This window comes from Marichromatium sp. AB31 (assembly GCF_003718685.1).
GTDB classification, from domain to species: Bacteria; Pseudomonadota; Gammaproteobacteria; order Chromatiales; family Chromatiaceae; genus Marichromatium; species Marichromatium gracile.
Genome location: NZ_RHFI01000001.1, coordinates 1 through 15359 on the forward strand (window position 1 = coordinate 1; position 15359 = coordinate 15359).

The following is a 15359-nucleotide window of genomic DNA, read 5'->3' on the forward strand; positions in this document are numbered from 1 at the left end:
GCAGCAACCGATCGATCAGTTCGCGGGTTTCCTGAGAAACCGGCCCCTTGGCAGGATGGAGAACGAACTGGCGACCGCAATCTTGACACTTGTACAACTGCTTTTTCAGCCGGTTGAATCCATTTTTGGTCACATGGTTGGAGTGACACTGCGGACATGTCAGATACATCTTCTTCATCCTTAAAGCAAGAGATTCTGATCTTATCGAAACCTATCGATCAGGGCACTACCCTCTCTAAATGATGCGACGATAACGCACCCGCTGGCGGCTGAAGGCAAGCCGCCGAGCCTCAATTACTGGTGGCTGGCGGCTGAGGGCTGGTGGCTGAGGGCTGACCGCCCGATGCCGCGGTACAGCCGCTCCAGCGGCTCGGGAACAGGCTCTCGACCACCCCGGAGCGGTGCACCACGGCCATCCCCAGCACGTGCCCGCGATAGCTCGCGACCACCTGGCCATAGGCGCCGGCGGCGAGCTGCTCGGGGTGTGGCGCGAAGGTCTCGCGGCGCAGGTAACGATCGCGCTGCTCGGCGTCGAGTTCGATGCGGTGCGCGCTCGCCTCGCGCCCGAGCAGCAGCGCCCCGGCGGTGGTCGGCTTGGGCGGGCGTACATTGGTGCGATGGAAGAACAGGCCGCTGGCCTCGGGACGCGGCGCCCGCGGCGGGCAGTGATCGGCGGCGCTCAGGTGCAGACCGCGCTTGGTCTGGCGGTGCACCCGATAGCGTGCCCAGATGTCCTCGGGCAGGCCGTAGCGCGACGCCACCCCCTCCAGCCAGGGGGCGATCTCGGCCGGATCGCCGGGCGGCGTCACCGGCACATGGCCCTGACGGTTCGCCGCGACCTCGGCGGGCTTCTCCAGCACCGCGATGAAGAAACCGCCGCTGTCGTTGTGGTGCGGCCAGATACGCATGCAGCCGGCGAGCCGCGGGTCGAGCGCGCGCCCCTGCCACTCGGTGAGCCCCGGCGCGCAGCGGATACCGGGCAGTGCCGCCGGCAACAGCCGCAGCCCCTCGCCCGCGGCGGCGAGTACCGCGTCGAGCACCAGCTCGTTCTCCTCCGGCGCGAAGGTACAGGTCGAGTACACCAGTCGCCCGCCGGGGCGCAGCAGCCGCACCGCCTTCTCCAGCAGCAAGCGCTGCTTGGGCGCGAGCCGCGCGGCGTTCTCCGGCCCCAGCCTGCCGAGCAGCGAGGGGGTACGCCTGAGCGTGCCCTCGCTCGAACAGGGCGCGTCGAGCAGGATGCGGTCGAACTGACCACCGCGCAGCGGCCAGTTCGAGGCATCCTTGCAGGTGGTGCTGACGTTGATCACCCCGAGCCGGTCGAGATTGCCCTGCAGCGCCTTGATGCGATCGCTGGAGATGTCGTTGGCGACCAGGGTGCCACGGTTGCCGAGGGCGAAGGCGATCTGCGCGGTCTTGCCACCGGGGGCGGCGCACATGTCGAGCACCCGCTGTCCCGGGGCGAGATCGAGCAGCAGCGCCGGCAGCTGCGAGACCAGCTCCTGGGCGTGCGCGAGCCCCGCGCAATACCACCAGTGCTGACCGGTGCGCGCCTCGGGGGCGAGACGCAGCGCGCCGGGCAGCGCCGCCAGCGGCTCGGCCGCGACCCCCTCCTCGGCGAGCAGCGCCGCCAGCCCGGCCACCGAGATCCGTGTCGGGTTGGCCCAGATGCAGGGCGCCAGTGGACGCCCGAGGGCGGCGACGAAGGCGTCCCAGTCATCGATCAGGTCACGGTAACGGGTCAGCGCGGAGGCGGCGATCTGCGCCGGGGTACACGACGCGGCAGCGCTGCCGCGGGGGGATCGGTCGGTCATGGATCGGGTACTCGGTGACAGGAAACCCGCGCACGCCCGGCACGGACGGGGCCGCGCGGCGACACGGGACGGAGCGAAGGCGACCGATGATAGAGAAGCGCCCGCGACAAGGCCAGCCGTCAGGGGATTGAACCGCGCGGCCGCGAAGGCCGCCAAGGGTTTGGGCGCGGCGCCGCACGCCCGCCCTACGCCCCCTTGGCCCTGCGCGGCTCGCCGCGCTGGCGCTGACGGTCGAGGCGGCACACGAAGAACTCGATCAGTCGACGATAGAGCGCATCGCCCAGCACCGCGTCCTCGACGCCGGCGTCGATGCTGGGGTTGTCATTGACCTCGATCACCACCGGACCGCGCGACGTCTCCTTGATGTCCACGCCATAGAGCCCGTCGCCGATCGGCTCGGCCGCGCGCAGCGCCACCCGTAGCACCGCCGGGGGCACCGCCTCCAGCGCCAGGGTCTCGAACCCGCCCTCCTCACACCCGCCGTCGACCCCGTGCTTGACGATCTGCCAGTGATCCCGGCTCATGAAGTACTTGCAGGCATAGAGCGGCTCGCGCCCGAGCACGCCGATGCGCCAGTCGAAGGGGGTGTAGAGATACTCCTGAGCGAGGATCAGGTCCGAGGCGCGCAACAGCCGCGCACCGATGCGCCGCAGCGCGGCGCGATCCTCGGCCTTGAACACCCCGCGCGAGAACGACCCCTCGGGGATCTTCAGCACCACCGGATAGCCGATCTCGCGCTCGGCCTCGAGCAGCGTCTCGCGCCGCAACACCAGGGTGCGCGGACGCGGGACGCGGTGCGCGGCGAGCAGCTCGGCGAGATAGACCTTGTTGGTGCAGCGCAGGATCGAGCGTGGGTCGTCGATCACCACCAGTCCCTCGCGCTCGGCCTTCTTGGCGAAGCGGAAGGTGTGATGGGCGATGCGGGTGGTCTCGCGGATGAACAGCGCATCGTACTCGGCCAACCGGCTGTAGTCGCGCCGCCCGATCAGCTCGACGTTGACCCCCAGCGCCCGACCGGCGCGGACCAGCCGCGCCAGCGCGCCGGGGTCCGAGGGGGCGAGTTCCTCCTCCGGGTCGCGCAGCACCGCCAGGTCGTAGCGATAGGGGTGCGGGGCGCGCGGGCGGCGCCAACGGCGCGACAGGTGCGCGCCCAGCGCCGCGAGCAGCGCGGCACGGGCGGGCTCGTCGGGAAGCGACGAGGTCGGCAGGGCCTCGATCGCGCTGATCCGCCACTCGCCCTGACGGCGGAAGGTCACACGCAGGATCGGGCAGGGGAAGGTCTCGAAGATGCGCCGCCCCAGCGCGCGCAGCGCCTCGGCCTCGCAGTGGCCGAAGTAGAGCGTGAGCACATGGGTCTCGGCGCCGATCGGCGCCGCGCTGCGCCGGGCGCCGAGCAGGCGCTGTACGCGGATGTCCAGCTCCTCGGTGGCCAGGGCATAGAGCGCCCGGCTGGAGAGCTCCTGGATGGTCGCCACGCTCGGCAGGACGCGATGGCCGCGCGCCTCGGCGAGCAGCGAACAGTAGTAGCCGAGCGAGCGATAGCGGTAGCTGTCGCAGAGATTGATCACCCGCAGCCCGCGCCGCGCGGCATGCTCGCCACCGGCGAGATAGTCGCGCACGTCGACCACGGCCACCCCCGGCATTCGCCCCGCCCAGGCCGCGGGACGCTCCACCACCAGCAGGTGCTCAGCCATGATGCGCCTCCGCCACCAGCACCACCGCCTGCAGCCCGACCCGCCCGTAGCGGGCCATGCGGGTGAACTCGGCGCGCTGGATCGGCATGTCCATCGAGTCGAGCCGGGTCTCGCCGCGCTCGGCGTCGACATAGGGATCGTGGACATAGACGAAGCGCGCGTCGAACCCGGTGACCACCACCCAGTGGGGGAACTTCTCCTGATAGATGCGATAGGAGCTGATCAGCACCAGCGGCACCGCGCCGCCCTCCCAGTGACGCTCGACCGCCTCCAGGGGCAGACGCTCGTAGTGCACCGCCAGGCCCACCCGCCCGGCCTCGGCGAGCATGTCCTCGTGCACCAGGCGCATCACCGCCTTCTTCTCGGGGCTGCGCACCGAGTCGATCAGCGGCACCCCGGGGTCGTTGACGTGGACGCTGACGGCGAAGCCGCGCCGATCGGCGGCCAGCGCCAGCCCCAGCGGGCCACAGCCGCCGTGTCCCGAGGTCATGAAGATGGTGGTCGATTCGCGCCACAGCCGCAGCTCCAGGGCGCGGTCGAGGACCAGCGCCGGGCGCAGCGCCCGCATCGCCATCATCAGCGAGGCCGGGCCACAGGTGAAGTCGAGGGTCTGCTCGTAGAAGGGCACCCGATCGAAGGCCGGCTTCAACCCCGGGGCCAGCGGCTTCTCGTAGCGCAGCGCCGCCATGCGGTCTTCGTAGTAATCGGCGCGCGTCGCGAAGCGGCGATAGCCGGCGCCCTCGAACAACGCCTGCGAGGCGCGGTTGTCACGCCGGATCTCGAGGCGCAGATAGGCGCGATCCTGCGCCCAGGCGGCGCGCTCGGCCGCCTCGACCAGCGTCCGGCCGACGCCCTCGCCACGGGTGTCGGGGTCGACGGCGATCGAGTAGAGCCGCGCCACCGAGGTGGCGCGACTGAACAGCAGCAGCACATAGCCGACCACCCGATCGGCACGCGTCACCACCAGGGTGCGCGCCCGGGCACGGGTGAGCAGATAGCGCCATTGCCGGCGACTGATGCGGTCGCTGGTGAAACACTGGGTCTCGAGGCGGAGCAGGTCGTCGAGATCGGCGAGCGCGGCGGCACGCACGCTGGCCTCGCCGGTGGACACCGGCGGCGTGAGGGAATGGGGTTCGGGGTCGGGCACGAGTCGGGGCACGCGCAAGGGAGGAAGTGCGCTGACTTTAGCGCGTGGCCGGGGAAACGCAAGGGGCGCGACCGACGAAAGCCGCCAGACCCAGCGGAAGAACCCGGAGCAGGACCCCGAAGAGGCGTGATATACTCAGCAACGTTTTTTCTCCTTAGGCCCGCGCCCATCGCAGCAATGCCCGGGGTGAACCTAAGGGCACTTTTTAAGATAGGTCCTCACTCAATCTTGAAGCACGCAGGCACTCCCCGATGGCGCGATGACGCCGGGATGCATGCCGCATGCTCATCCTCTGGCGCGAAGTGGAGGCTGACCGACACGACGCCGAACATGGACGTGTCCGGTCGACTTAGTGTCCACGGCCACCACCGCGTGACTTCGCTCCCGGAACCACCCTGATGTCTACAGATGCCGACAGCGGCAGATCATCCCTCGTGAGGCAGTTCCGTCATGGTCTGCGCCGCGAACAGATTCACGATGCCCTCGCGGATGTCCGCAACGGCTGGAAGCACTACGAGTTATGGGGAACGCTCGGACTGCACGACGTCCGTCAGCGCTATCGCCGCTCCAAGCTCGGGCCGTTCTGGATCACCATCTCGATGGGCATCATGGTGCTCGCCCTGGGCCTGCTCTACGGCCAGATCTTCGGTCAGGACCTGCACGACTACCTGCCCTTCCTCGCCGCCGGCTTCGTCATCTGGGGACTGATCTCGGCGATCATCCTCGACGGCAGCGAGGCCTTCATCGCCGCCGAGGGGATGATCAAGCAGCTCAACGCGCCGCTGTCGATCTATGTCTACCGCAAGCTGTGGTCGGCGCTGATCGCCTTCGCCCACAACATCTGGGTCTTCGTCGGGGTGGCGCTGTGGTTCGGCGTGAGCTGGGATTGGAGCCTGCTGTGGGTGTTCCCGGCACTGGCGCTGCTGCTGCTCAACGGGCTGTGGATCGGGCTGTTCTTCGGGCTGCTCAGCGCGCGCTTCCGCGACGTGCCGTTGATCATCGCCAGCATGGTGCAGGTGCTGTTCTTCATCACCCCGGTGATCTGGAAGCCGGAGATGCTGCCCGGGCGCGCCCTGCTGCTGCACCTCAACCCCTTCTACCACTTGGTCGAGGTGATCCGCGCCCCGCTGCTCGGCCAGCCACCGGCGCTCACCAACTGGCTGGCGGTGCTGCTGCTCGCCGCGGTCGGCTGGGCCGTCACCCTGCTGTTCTATTCCGCCTACCGCTGGCGCATCGCCTACTGGGTCTGAGGAAGTCGTCAATGGCCTCGATCGAACTGACCGACGTCTCGGTCTCCTTCCCCGTCTACAGCGCCTCCACCCGCTCGCTGAAGAACCGGCTGATGCAGAGCGCCACCGGCGGACAGATCCGCGCCGACGCCGGCGGCAATCGCATCTCGGTGGTCGAGGCGTTACAGGACATCAACCTGTCGCTGCGCGACGGCGAGCGCGTCGGTCTGGTCGGCCACAACGGCGCCGGCAAGACCACCCTGCTGCGCGTGCTCGGTGGCATCTACGAGCCCAACTGCGGCCGGGTGGCGCTGCAGGGCAGCACGGTACCGCTGTTCGACATCAGCCTGGGGATGGACCAGGAGAGCACCGGCTACGAGAACATCATGCTGCGCGGGCTCTTCCTCGGGCTCACCCGCAAGCAGATCCGCGCGCAGATGGACGAGATCGCCGAGTTCACCGAGCTCGGCGACTTCCTCAACCTGCCGATCCGCACCTATTCGGCGGGCATGCAGATGCGTCTGGCCTTCGCCATCTCGACCTCGGTCGCGCCCGACATCCTGCTGCTCGACGAGGGCATCGGAACCAGTGACGCGGCCTTCCTGCAGAAGGCCGGCGAGCGCCTGCAACGCTTCACCGAGCAGGTCTCGATCATCGTGCTCTCGTCGCACGACGACGAACTGCTCAGCAGCATGTGCGAGAAATCGGTGCTGATGGAGCACGGGCGCATCATCGCCGCCGGCCCGACGGAAGACATCCTGTCCGAGTATCGCGCCCAGTACGGTCTGTCTCGTGTCACGAGCGGTCGCTCAATCATCACACCCTGAACTGCCCGATCAGGCTCTGCAGCTCGACGGCCAGCTTGGAGAGTTCCTGGCTCGCCCCGGCGGTGTGACGCGCGCCCTGGACGGTGCGCTGCATGACCTCGCTGATCTGACTGATGTTGCGGCTGATGTCCTCGGTCACCGCGCTCTGCTGTTCCGACGAGGTCGCGATCTGGCCATTCATGCTGTTGATCCGACCGACCGCCTCGGCGATCGACTGCAGTGATTCGCCGGCACCGCTGGCGGTGGTGACCCCCTGGTGCGCCTGCCGTTGACCGCTCTCGACCGCCTCGACCGCCTGCCGCGCGGCCAACTGCAGACGCTCGATCATGGTCTGGATCTCCTGGGTCGACTGCTGGCTGCGGCTGGCCAGGGTCCGCACCTCGGCGGCGACGACCGCAAAGCCGCGTCCCTGCTCACCGGCGCGCGCGGCCTCGATGGCGGCGTTCAACGCCAGCAGGTTGGTCTGCTCGGCGATGCCGCGAATCACGTCCAGCACCGAGCCGATCTGCTCGGTATCGCTGCCGAGACGCCGGATCACCTCGGCGGCCTCCTCGACCTCGCGCGCCAGACGCCCCATGGCATCGACGGTCTGATTGACCACCGCCTGGCCATCGCGTGAGGCGCGATCGGCGTGCGCGGCGGCCTGCGCCGCCTCGCTGGTATTGCTCACCACCACCTGCACCGTGGTCGCCATCTGATTGGCCGCGGTGGCCACCTGATCGGTCATCGCCTCCTGCTGGGTGAGCGCGTCGGTGACCTCGGCGGTGACGGTCGAGACCTGCTCTGCGGCGGTAGCGACCTGCGCGGTGGCGCCGGCGATCCGCCCGATCAGCCCCTGGAGCTTGTCGACGAAGCGGTTGAAGGCCGCCGCCAGACGGCCGAGTTCATCGCGCCTGTCAGCGCTCAGGCGCACCGTCAGGTCGCCCTCGCCCTGGGCGATGTCTTCCAGCCGCGCGATGATCTGATACAGCGGCCTGGTGATCATGCCGGGAAACAGCACCGCCAGCAGTGTGCACAGCACCAACCCCAGCAGCAGCCCGCTCAGGCTCGACAGGGTCGAGCCCAGGGCCACCTGATCGATCCGTTCGCTGGCGTGGTCGGCGGCGACGAGCGAGCGCTCGGTCAGGGTGTCGAGCACCTCGCGCATCTCCTCGAAGCGCGTGGCGGCCGTGCCGTAACTCAAAGCCTCGGCGCCCTCCCGCCCCTCACTCTCGCGCAACCGGATGACCCGCCGGCTCGACTCCAGCCACTGAGCATAGAGTTGATCGAAGCCTCGCAACAGGGTCTCGATCTCCTCGGGCCGCTCGATCCCGGTCAGCCGGATCGCCGTGGCGAAGCGTCCCACCCGGGTCCTGGCCTGATCGGCGTTCTCCTCGTGCGAGGCCAGGGCCGCCGCGAACTCGGGCGTACCCGGGGCGGCGAAGAGCGCAGTCCGCTCGGCCAGCAGCGCCTGATAGAGATCGCGATCGGCCTCGATCAGGGCATCGATCCCGGGCAGGAAACCACGCGAGACGGACTGCGACTCCCGCTTGAGGGCGGCGATACCGTTGAGGGCGAGGAGCGCGTTCACCACCATGATCGCGGCGATGAGCAGGATCGGCAGGGCGAGCTTCCAGCGGAAGCTCAGGTCACGAAACCATTGCACGGAGACGCCTCCATCCTGTCCGAGTTGAAAGGGGTGAACATTCTCAACGACCGACATCGATCGCATACCTTCGGGGGCTCGGCGGACGGAGCCTGGCGCCGTCAGCCGTTCCGCAATAACGCATTGCCCCACTGGTAACTGGTGTCGCTGATCGTGATTCAACCCTCGCTCGTCGGAATCCACGCCGTCGACACGATGCCGGCACGCCGACCCGGCGGGCAGATCTTGGTGTAGCCTCGTGTTTTTGAGCGACAGGACCCTTCACCATGACCGTGATCTGCGAACTCGCCGACCTGCAACGCCTCTATCATCGCCGCGTCCCCAGGATGTTCCAGGGTTACTGCGAGTCGGGCTCCTGGACCCAGCAGACGCTCGCACTCAACCGCGCCGACTTCCAGCGCATCCTCTTCCGCCAACGCGTGGCGCGCGATCTCGAACCGCGTACCCTGGCCACCACCCTGGTCGGCCAGCCGGTGCGGATGCCCGTCGCCCTGGCCCCGGTGGGACTGCTCGGCATGCAGCACCCCGACGGCGAGGTCAAGGCCGCCCAGGCCGCCGAGGACTTCGGCGTGCCCTTCACCCTCTCGACCATGAGCATCTGCTCGATCGAGACGGTGGCGCGCCACACCACCAAGCCGTTCTGGTTCCAGCTCTACGTTCAGCGCGATCGCGATTTCACCCGCAAGCTGATCGAGCGCGCCCGCGCGGTCGGCTGCTCGGCGCTGGTGCTCACCCTCGACCTGCAGATGATCGGCAAGCGTCACGCCGATCACCGCAACGGCATGACCGCACCGCCGCGCCTGACCCTGCCCAATCTCATCGATATCGCCCGGCGTCCACGCTGGGCGCTCGGCATGCTCGCCACCCGCAACCGCGGCTTCGGCAATATCCAGGGTTGCGCCACCGGGGTCGAGGACATGCGCGACCTGATGCAATGGACCGCCGCCTCCTTCGACCCCAAGCTCGGCTGGGACGACATCAAGCGCTATCGCGAGTGGTGGGACGGGCCGCTGATCATCAAGGGGATCATGGAGGCCGAGGACGCGCGCGCCTGTGTCGCGCTCGGCGCCGATGCCGTCGTCGTCTCCAACCACGGCGGGCGTCAGCTCGACGGCGCGCGCTCCTCGATCAGCGTGCTGCCGGAGATCGTCGAGGCCGTCGGCGGGGACATCGAGGTCTGGCTCGACAGCGGCGTGCGCACCGGCCAGGACGTCATCCGCGCCCGCGCGCTCGGCGCGCGCGGGGTGATGATCGGGCGCCCGCTGGTCTACGGGCTCGGCGCCGATGGCCGCGCCGGGGTCAGCCGCATGCTCGAGATCCTCCACGAGGAGACCGAACTGACCATGGCCTTCATCGGCCATCGCGACATCGCCGCGATCAGCACCGCCGACATCGTCATGCGCGACTGAGTCGCGACGCAGATCATCGGGGCACGAGCGCGCCGAACACCGGGAGGTCGCGAAGCACGGCATTATCGACTAGCTTCAACGACACTCCTCGCCGCGACACGGAGGCGCCATGGTCGAGCCAGGAAGAACACTGAGATCGCGTGCAGCCTGGCCCCTGGCGATCATGGCCGCGGCGGCCTTTTCATTCGGCACCTACTGGTACGCCCAGGTCCAGTCCGGGCGCTCCTTCTTCAACGCCGTCTCCTTCCAGCAACAGAGCCAGCTCGCGCTCAAGGCCACGGTCTTCGATCGCGAGATCAGTCATCTCAAGCGGATGACCGAGTTCCTCGCCTCGGTCCCACCGGTGCCGGGGATCGCCCGGGTGCTGCTCCACGGTGGCGTCGACCCGGTCAACGGCGAGACCTTCTCGGTGTGGAAGAACCGACTCGACCAGATCTATCTCGGCTTCCTCAGGGCCGAGCCGCGGGTGTTCCAGGCCCGCTTCATCGGCACCGCCAGCGACGGTCTCGAGCTGATCCGCGTCGAGCGCGACGCCAGCGGCACGCCCCGCATCCCCGCCGAGGAGAGCTTTCAGCACAAGGGCGACCGCCCCTACTTCATCGAGGCCATCGCCGCCCCACCCGGCACCCTGGTGGTCTCGGAGATCGAACTCAACCGCGAACACGGCAGGCTCGAGGAGCCCCATCGACCGACGGTACGGGTCTCGACCCCGGTGGCCAACGCCCGCGGCGAGACCTTCGCCGTCGTCGTGGTCAACTACGAGTTCGGCGCCCTGCTCGACGAACTCGGTCGCAGCGACGACGCCACCCGCTACTTCCTGACCAATGGTCATGGTCACTATCTGCTCCATCCCGGCGCCGCGGCCTTCCAGCACGAATACGCCCCCGGCCCGATCTCCGACTGGCAGGGCGATTTCGCGTTCCTCACCCCCGCCGAGTACCCCGCCGGCTTCGAGGGCGCGCGGCTGATGCGCGCGCGAGACACCGACCGCATCTTCATCGTCGACTCGCGACGGATCTACAGCCTCGGCGACGGCAAGCCGCTGACCCTGCACGCGATCTACCCGCTCGACCAGGCACTGGGCGAGATCCGGCACAACGCCTGGTCCGATTTCCTGCTGGTCAATGCCACCGCCTATCTGCTGATCGCGGTCATCGCCTGGCTCTCCTCGCGCATGGCCGCGCTGCAGCGCGAGGCGCGCTTGCAGCTGGCGCTCAAGGAGTCGATGGAGCGGGCCCGCGACGCCGCCGAGCAGGCCAATGCCGCCAAGTCGCAGTTCCTCGCCAACATGAGTCACGAGATCCGCACCCCGCTGAACGCGGTGCTGGGGCTCGGCCATCTGCTCGGTATCGGGCCGCTCAGCGGCGAGCAGCGCGACTATGTCACCAAGATCCAGTCGGCCGGCAAGGCGTTGCTCGGCATCGTCAACGATGTCCTCGACCTGTCGAAGATCGAGGCCGGCGAGCTGGTGCTCGAGCAGATCCCCTTCAGCGTCGGCAACCTCTGTCGGGAGTCGCTGCGCATCGTCTCCGAGCAGGCCACGGAGAAGGGGCTGACCGTGGACCTCAACATCGCCACCGACGTCCCCGACATCCTCGTCGGCGACGCCACCCGGCTGCGCCAGATGCTGCTCAACCTGCTGACCAACGCGGTGAAGTTCACCGCCAGTGGTGGCATCACGCTGCGCGCGACCGCCAGCCGACACGACCACCGGATCCTGCTCCGCCTGGAGGTCGAGGACAGCGGCATCGGCATCCCGGCGGCGGCCCAGGAGCGGCTGTTCGCCCCCTTCGTCCAGGCCGATGAGTCCACCACCCGCCGCTTCGGCGGCAGCGGACTGGGGCTGGCGATCGTCCGTCAGACCGTCGAGCAGATGGATGGACGCGTGTCACTGGAGAGCACCGAGGGCGTGGGCAGCACCTTCCGCATCGAACTCCCGCTCGACCTGCCCGACACCGACCAATTGGCGGTCTTCGAGAGCGGGATACGCCGCCTGGAGGTGGTGGTCGCGGAGGACGACGCCGACCAGCGCGAGGCGCTGATCGCCATGGCCACCTCGCTCGGCTGGAACGCCGACGGGGTGGCCGACGGCGAGGCGTTGATCGACCATGTGCTCGGGCGCGACGCCTCACAACAGCCGGTCGACTGTCTGGTGGTCGACTGGCGGATGCCCGGACTCGACGGCCTCACCGCCCTCGATCGGCTACGCACCCACATCGGCACCGACCAACTTCCCGCCGCCATCCTGATCACCGCCCAGGACGCCGAAGCGCTCGAGGCCGAGCCCAACGCCGACCTGCCCGACAGCATCATGGTCAAGCCGGTCGACAGCTCGACGCTCTTCAACCAGGTCAACTCCGCGGTGGTCAAGCGCCCCGGCCACCAGGACCGGGTGCTGGAGGGGACCTGTCTCGACGCCAACCACATCCAGTGGCTGCCGGGCACCCGGGTGCTGCTGGTCGACGACAGCGTGCTCAATCTCGATGTCGCGCGCCGTATCCTCGAGCGTCAGGGCGCCGAGGTGCGAACCTGCACCAATGGTCAGGAGGTGCTCGAGCTGCTCGACCAGCCGGAGCATGGCTTCGACGCGGTGCTGCTCGACGTGCAGATGCCGATCATGGACGGTATCGCCACGGTCCGGGCGATCCGCAACCAGTTGCAGCTGGAGCAACTGCCGGTCATCGCGCTGACCGCCGGGGCACTCTCCAGCGAGCGCCAGCGCGCGCTCGCCGCGGGGATGAACGACTATCTCACCAAGCCCTTCGAGCCCGACCAGATGGTGCGCACCCTGCGCCGTCACATCGAACTGGCGCGCGGCGCCGCGCTGCCGGTCACCCAGTACGTCGGTGAGACCGCACCGGCGACGCACTGGCCGGCCATCCCGGGGCTGCGAATGCGCGAGGTCGAGACCAGACTCGATGGCGACTGGGCGCTGTTCCGGTCGACCTGTCGCAGCCTGCTCAGGGAGTTTGCCGATCTCCGCGCAGCCCCCGCACCGGCCAGCGACGCGCCGACCAGACAGGCGTTCGCCGACCGGCTGCACAAGCTCGCCGGCAACGCCGGACTGATCGGCGCCGAGGCGCTGCAACAACAGGCCCGGTCGGTCGAGCTCCAGCTCAGGCAAGCAGACCCAGCACCGCTCGTCGCTCCTCTCGACGAACTCGCCCGGACCCTTCGAGATCTCGAGACCCGCCTCCACCCTTATGTGGAAGAAGACGCGCGCGCGACGAGGCCGGGGACGAACGCCCCCGATCCGGGGGCTGCTGTCGATGAAGAGGCGCTGACACAACTGCGCGATGACCTTGCCGCCCACCGACTCACCGCGGTGGCCACCTTCGAGACGCTCGCCCCCGGGCTCGAGGCGACGCTCGCGAGCGCCGACTTCGCCGCCCTGGACGCGGCGATCCGGGCACTGCACTTCGACCAGGCGCTCGACATCATCGAGTCATCGCGCGCCTCGCCCGGCACCTGAACGCCCATGCCCCGCGCCGAGACCTGGCGGCACGAGGCAGGTGACGTCCCTGGACCAGGACACGACACGAGGCCGCAGCGTGAAGACCATCCTGATCGTCGACGACGCACCGGAGAACATCCTGGTGATCGGCAAGCGCCTGATGCAGGGCTTCGAGGTGCTCGCCGCGACCTCCGGCGCGGAGGCACTGCAGCTCGCCCACGCCCAGCGTCCGGCACTGATCCTGCTCGACGTGAAGATGCCGGGCATGGACGGCTACGAGGTCCTCGCGCGACTGAAACAGGATGCCGCCACCCAGGCCATCCCGGTGATCTTCGTCACCGCCGCCAACACCGCCGAGAGCGAGACCGATGCCCTGCGCAGCGGCGCGGCCGACTTCATCCACAAGCCGGTCAACCTCGACGTGCTCGAATCACGCATCGCCCTGCAGCTCGCGCTCAAGGAGCAGGAGCAGGCGCTGCTCGCACTCAACGAGTCACTCGAACGCAAGGTCGCCGAACGCACCGGCGAGCTGCAACGGGCCAAGGAGTCAGCCGAGGCGGCCAACAGCGCCAAGAGCAACTTCCTGCACAACATGTCGCACGAGATGCGCACCCCGGTGCACCAGATCGTCGGTCTGCTGCAGCTCATCCAGACCCAGCCCGACAATCCCAAGTGCAACGCCTGGATCGATCAGGTGGTCGACTCGGCACATCGCCTGACCGGCATGTTCGATGCGGTCCTGCGCGTCACCGAACTCGACTCGCGAATGCTCGCCACCCACCCCGAACCGCTCGACCCGGCGACACTGGTCGAGGAGGTCGTCGCACCGCTGCGAACGCGGATCGGCGCCAAGGGACTGAGCGTCGAGACCCGGGTGGCGGCACTGAACGAGCCCGTGAGCGGGGATGCCGAGTGGATCCGTCACGCCCTGCACTGCTATCTCGACAATGCCATCAAGTTCACCGAACACGGCAGCATCGAGATCGCCATGCAGATCGAGGAGCGCAGTGACGAGGCCCTGAGGGTCTGCTTCACCGTCACCGACACCGGGGTCGGCTTCGGCCCCGAGGTGAGAGCACGTCTGTTCAACCTGTTCGAGCAGGCCGACAACTCGATGAGCCGGCGCCACGAAGGCTCGGGGCTCGGCCTGGTGACCGTCAAGAAGATCGCCGAGCGACTCGGCGGCGGCGCCGGCTGCAGCAGCGAGCCGGGTCGAGGCAGCACCTTCTGGTTCGCCGTGCGGCTCGGACGCGGACAGCCTGTGCCCGGCCCGGCCGGTCACGGGCTCCAAGGCGGTTAGCGCGCCTCGAAGGTGAACATCCCGGCCTGTGCGCTCGGCGCGGCGCCGCGGCGATAATCGACAGCGACCTCGACCGCCTCGAACCCGGCCTCGCGCAGCGCCAGCTCGAACTCCAGTATCCCCCAGAAGCGCAGCGCGAACAGGTCGATCTCGGTGGCGACCAGTGCGCCGTCGCGCCACAGCTCGTAGCGGAGCTGGGAGCAGGTCGTCTGGCGCACGGGATCGGTCTCCACCCGTTGCTCGGTCAGGGTGAGCAGGTCCGCGCCATCGCGCCAGTGGCGCGCCGCGCCGGGCGGCGCGGTCAGCGCCGAGAGTGGTTCGAGATCGAGGATCAGTCGCCCACCCGGACGCAGCGCGGCACGGAAGCGGCGCAGCACGGCACGCGCCCGACCGGGATCGGTGATCAGCTGGAAGGAGCCGGCGGGGACGATGATCGCCGCGAACGCGAGGGCTGAGGAGAAGTCCTCGAAGCCCTGCCGTTCGAGCGGTGCCGACAGACCGCGCGTCGCGCACGCCTCGCGACAGTGCGCGAGCATCTCCGCCGAGGTGTCGACGCCACGGACGTCGAGCCCGCGCTCCAGCAGCGGGATCAGCACCCGACCATTGCCGACGGCCGGCTCGAGGACTGGCCCCGGGCACTCGGCCAGGCGCTCGGCATAGTATTCGATGTCACCGAAGGAACGCCCGATGGGCTTGTCGAGGTGATAGACCCGGGCGGCCAATGGCCCGTAACGGTTGGTGTCGACCATGAGGCAGTCGTCGCTCCTGCGCGCGGCGGCACGCATGGCCGCCGGGGATGAACGAACAACGGGACGCCCGCGGCGCGGGCGTCCCGTGTTCCAC

General features: G+C 68.7%; 11 protein-coding genes. 5 read left to right on the forward strand and 6 right to left on the reverse strand.

The window, feature by feature from the left end; all coding sequences use genetic code 11:
- The 4 genes from EBL84_RS17550 to EBL84_RS00020 all read right to left on the reverse strand — a co-directional run.
- Positions 1-178, reverse strand: a 178-nt coding sequence (locus EBL84_RS17550; protein ID WP_148040247.1) for an IS1 family transposase, incomplete at its 3' end; no start/stop codon positions are given.
- 112 nt (positions 179-290) lie between these two features.
- A complete protein-coding gene (locus tag EBL84_RS00010) occupies positions 291-1811 on the reverse strand; it encodes an RsmB/NOP family class I SAM-dependent RNA methyltransferase (RefSeq protein WP_123138947.1) in 1521 nt (506 codons plus the stop codon).
- A 185-nt stretch (positions 1812-1996) separates the two neighbouring features.
- Positions 1997-3505, reverse strand: coding sequence for a RimK family protein (locus EBL84_RS00015; protein ID WP_123138948.1), 1509 nt, complete (start codon positions 3503-3505; stop codon positions 1997-1999).
- Positions 3498-4652: a GNAT family N-acetyltransferase/peptidase C39 family protein gene (locus tag EBL84_RS00020; protein WP_223806933.1), complete on the reverse strand. Its 1155-nt coding sequence runs from the start codon at positions 4650-4652 to the stop codon at positions 3498-3500. The genes EBL84_RS00015 and EBL84_RS00020 overlap by 8 nt, the downstream gene beginning before the upstream one ends.
- 434 nt (positions 4653-5086) lie before the next feature.
- Between EBL84_RS00020 and EBL84_RS00025 the strand changes: the two genes are divergently transcribed.
- Positions 5087-5902 carry an ABC transporter permease gene (locus EBL84_RS00025; RefSeq protein WP_223806166.1) on the forward strand — a complete coding sequence of 272 codons (816 nt, stop codon included), beginning with the start codon at positions 5087-5089 and terminating at the stop codon, positions 5900-5902.
- 11 nt (positions 5903-5913) lie between these two features.
- Complete coding sequence (locus tag EBL84_RS00030; protein ID WP_062271624.1) at positions 5914-6708, forward strand: ABC transporter ATP-binding protein; 795 nt, start codon at positions 5914-5916, stop codon at positions 6706-6708.
- On the opposite strand, the gene EBL84_RS00035 is transcribed toward EBL84_RS00030, so the two are convergent.
- Positions 6698-8353: a methyl-accepting chemotaxis protein gene (locus EBL84_RS00035; protein ID WP_190287850.1), complete on the reverse strand. Its 1656-nt coding sequence runs from the start codon at positions 8351-8353 to the stop codon at positions 6698-6700. The genes EBL84_RS00030 and EBL84_RS00035 overlap by 11 nt on opposite strands.
- Before the next feature lie 266 nt (positions 8354-8619).
- Here EBL84_RS00035 and EBL84_RS00040 point away from each other — a divergent pair, with 266 nt between their 5' ends.
- The 3 genes from EBL84_RS00040 to EBL84_RS00050 all read left to right on the forward strand — a co-directional run bounded on the left by EBL84_RS00040 (position 8620) and on the right by EBL84_RS00050 (position 14516).
- Positions 8620-9762, forward strand: coding sequence for an alpha-hydroxy acid oxidase (locus EBL84_RS00040; protein ID WP_123138950.1), 1143 nt, complete (start codon positions 8620-8622; stop codon positions 9760-9762).
- 109 nt (positions 9763-9871) lie between these two features.
- Positions 9872-13234, forward strand: a complete 3363-nt coding sequence (locus EBL84_RS00045) for a response regulator (protein ID WP_123138951.1) — start codon at positions 9872-9874, stop codon at positions 13232-13234.
- A gap of 79 nt (positions 13235-13313) precedes the next feature.
- Complete coding sequence (locus tag EBL84_RS00050; RefSeq protein ID WP_123138952.1) at positions 13314-14516, forward strand: hybrid sensor histidine kinase/response regulator; 1203 nt, start codon at positions 13314-13316, stop codon at positions 14514-14516.
- Here the strand turns inward: EBL84_RS00050 and EBL84_RS00055 are convergent.
- The gene (locus EBL84_RS00055) at positions 14513-15265 is read right to left on the reverse strand and encodes a bifunctional 2-polyprenyl-6-hydroxyphenol methylase/3-demethylubiquinol 3-O-methyltransferase UbiG (protein ID WP_123139322.1); all 753 of its coding nucleotides are present in this window, start codon (positions 15263-15265) and stop codon (positions 14513-14515) included. The two genes, EBL84_RS00050 and EBL84_RS00055, sit on opposite strands and share 4 nt — an antisense overlap.
- Positions 15266-15359 lie beyond the last annotated feature (94 nt).

Bases quoted from the DNA above. Each gene is read 5' to 3' on its own strand.
- EBL84_RS00045 (WP_123138951.1), top strand. From the start codon at position 9,872: ATGGTCGAGCCAGGAAGAACACTGAGATCGCGTGCAGCCTGGCCCCTG.
- EBL84_RS00010 (WP_123138947.1), bottom strand. From the start codon at position 1,811: ATGACCGACCGATCCCCCCGCGGCAGCGCTGCCGCGTCGTGTACCCCG.
- EBL84_RS00040 (WP_123138950.1), top strand. From the start codon at position 8,620: ATGACCGTGATCTGCGAACTCGCCGACCTGCAACGCCTCTATCATCGC.
- EBL84_RS00015 (WP_123138948.1), bottom strand. From the start codon at position 3,505: ATGGCTGAGCACCTGCTGGTGGTGGAGCGTCCCGCGGCCTGGGCGGGG.
- EBL84_RS00030 (WP_062271624.1), top strand. From the start codon at position 5,914: ATGGCCTCGATCGAACTGACCGACGTCTCGGTCTCCTTCCCCGTCTAC.
- EBL84_RS00055 (WP_123139322.1), bottom strand. From the start codon at position 15,265: ATGGTCGACACCAACCGTTACGGGCCATTGGCCGCCCGGGTCTATCAC.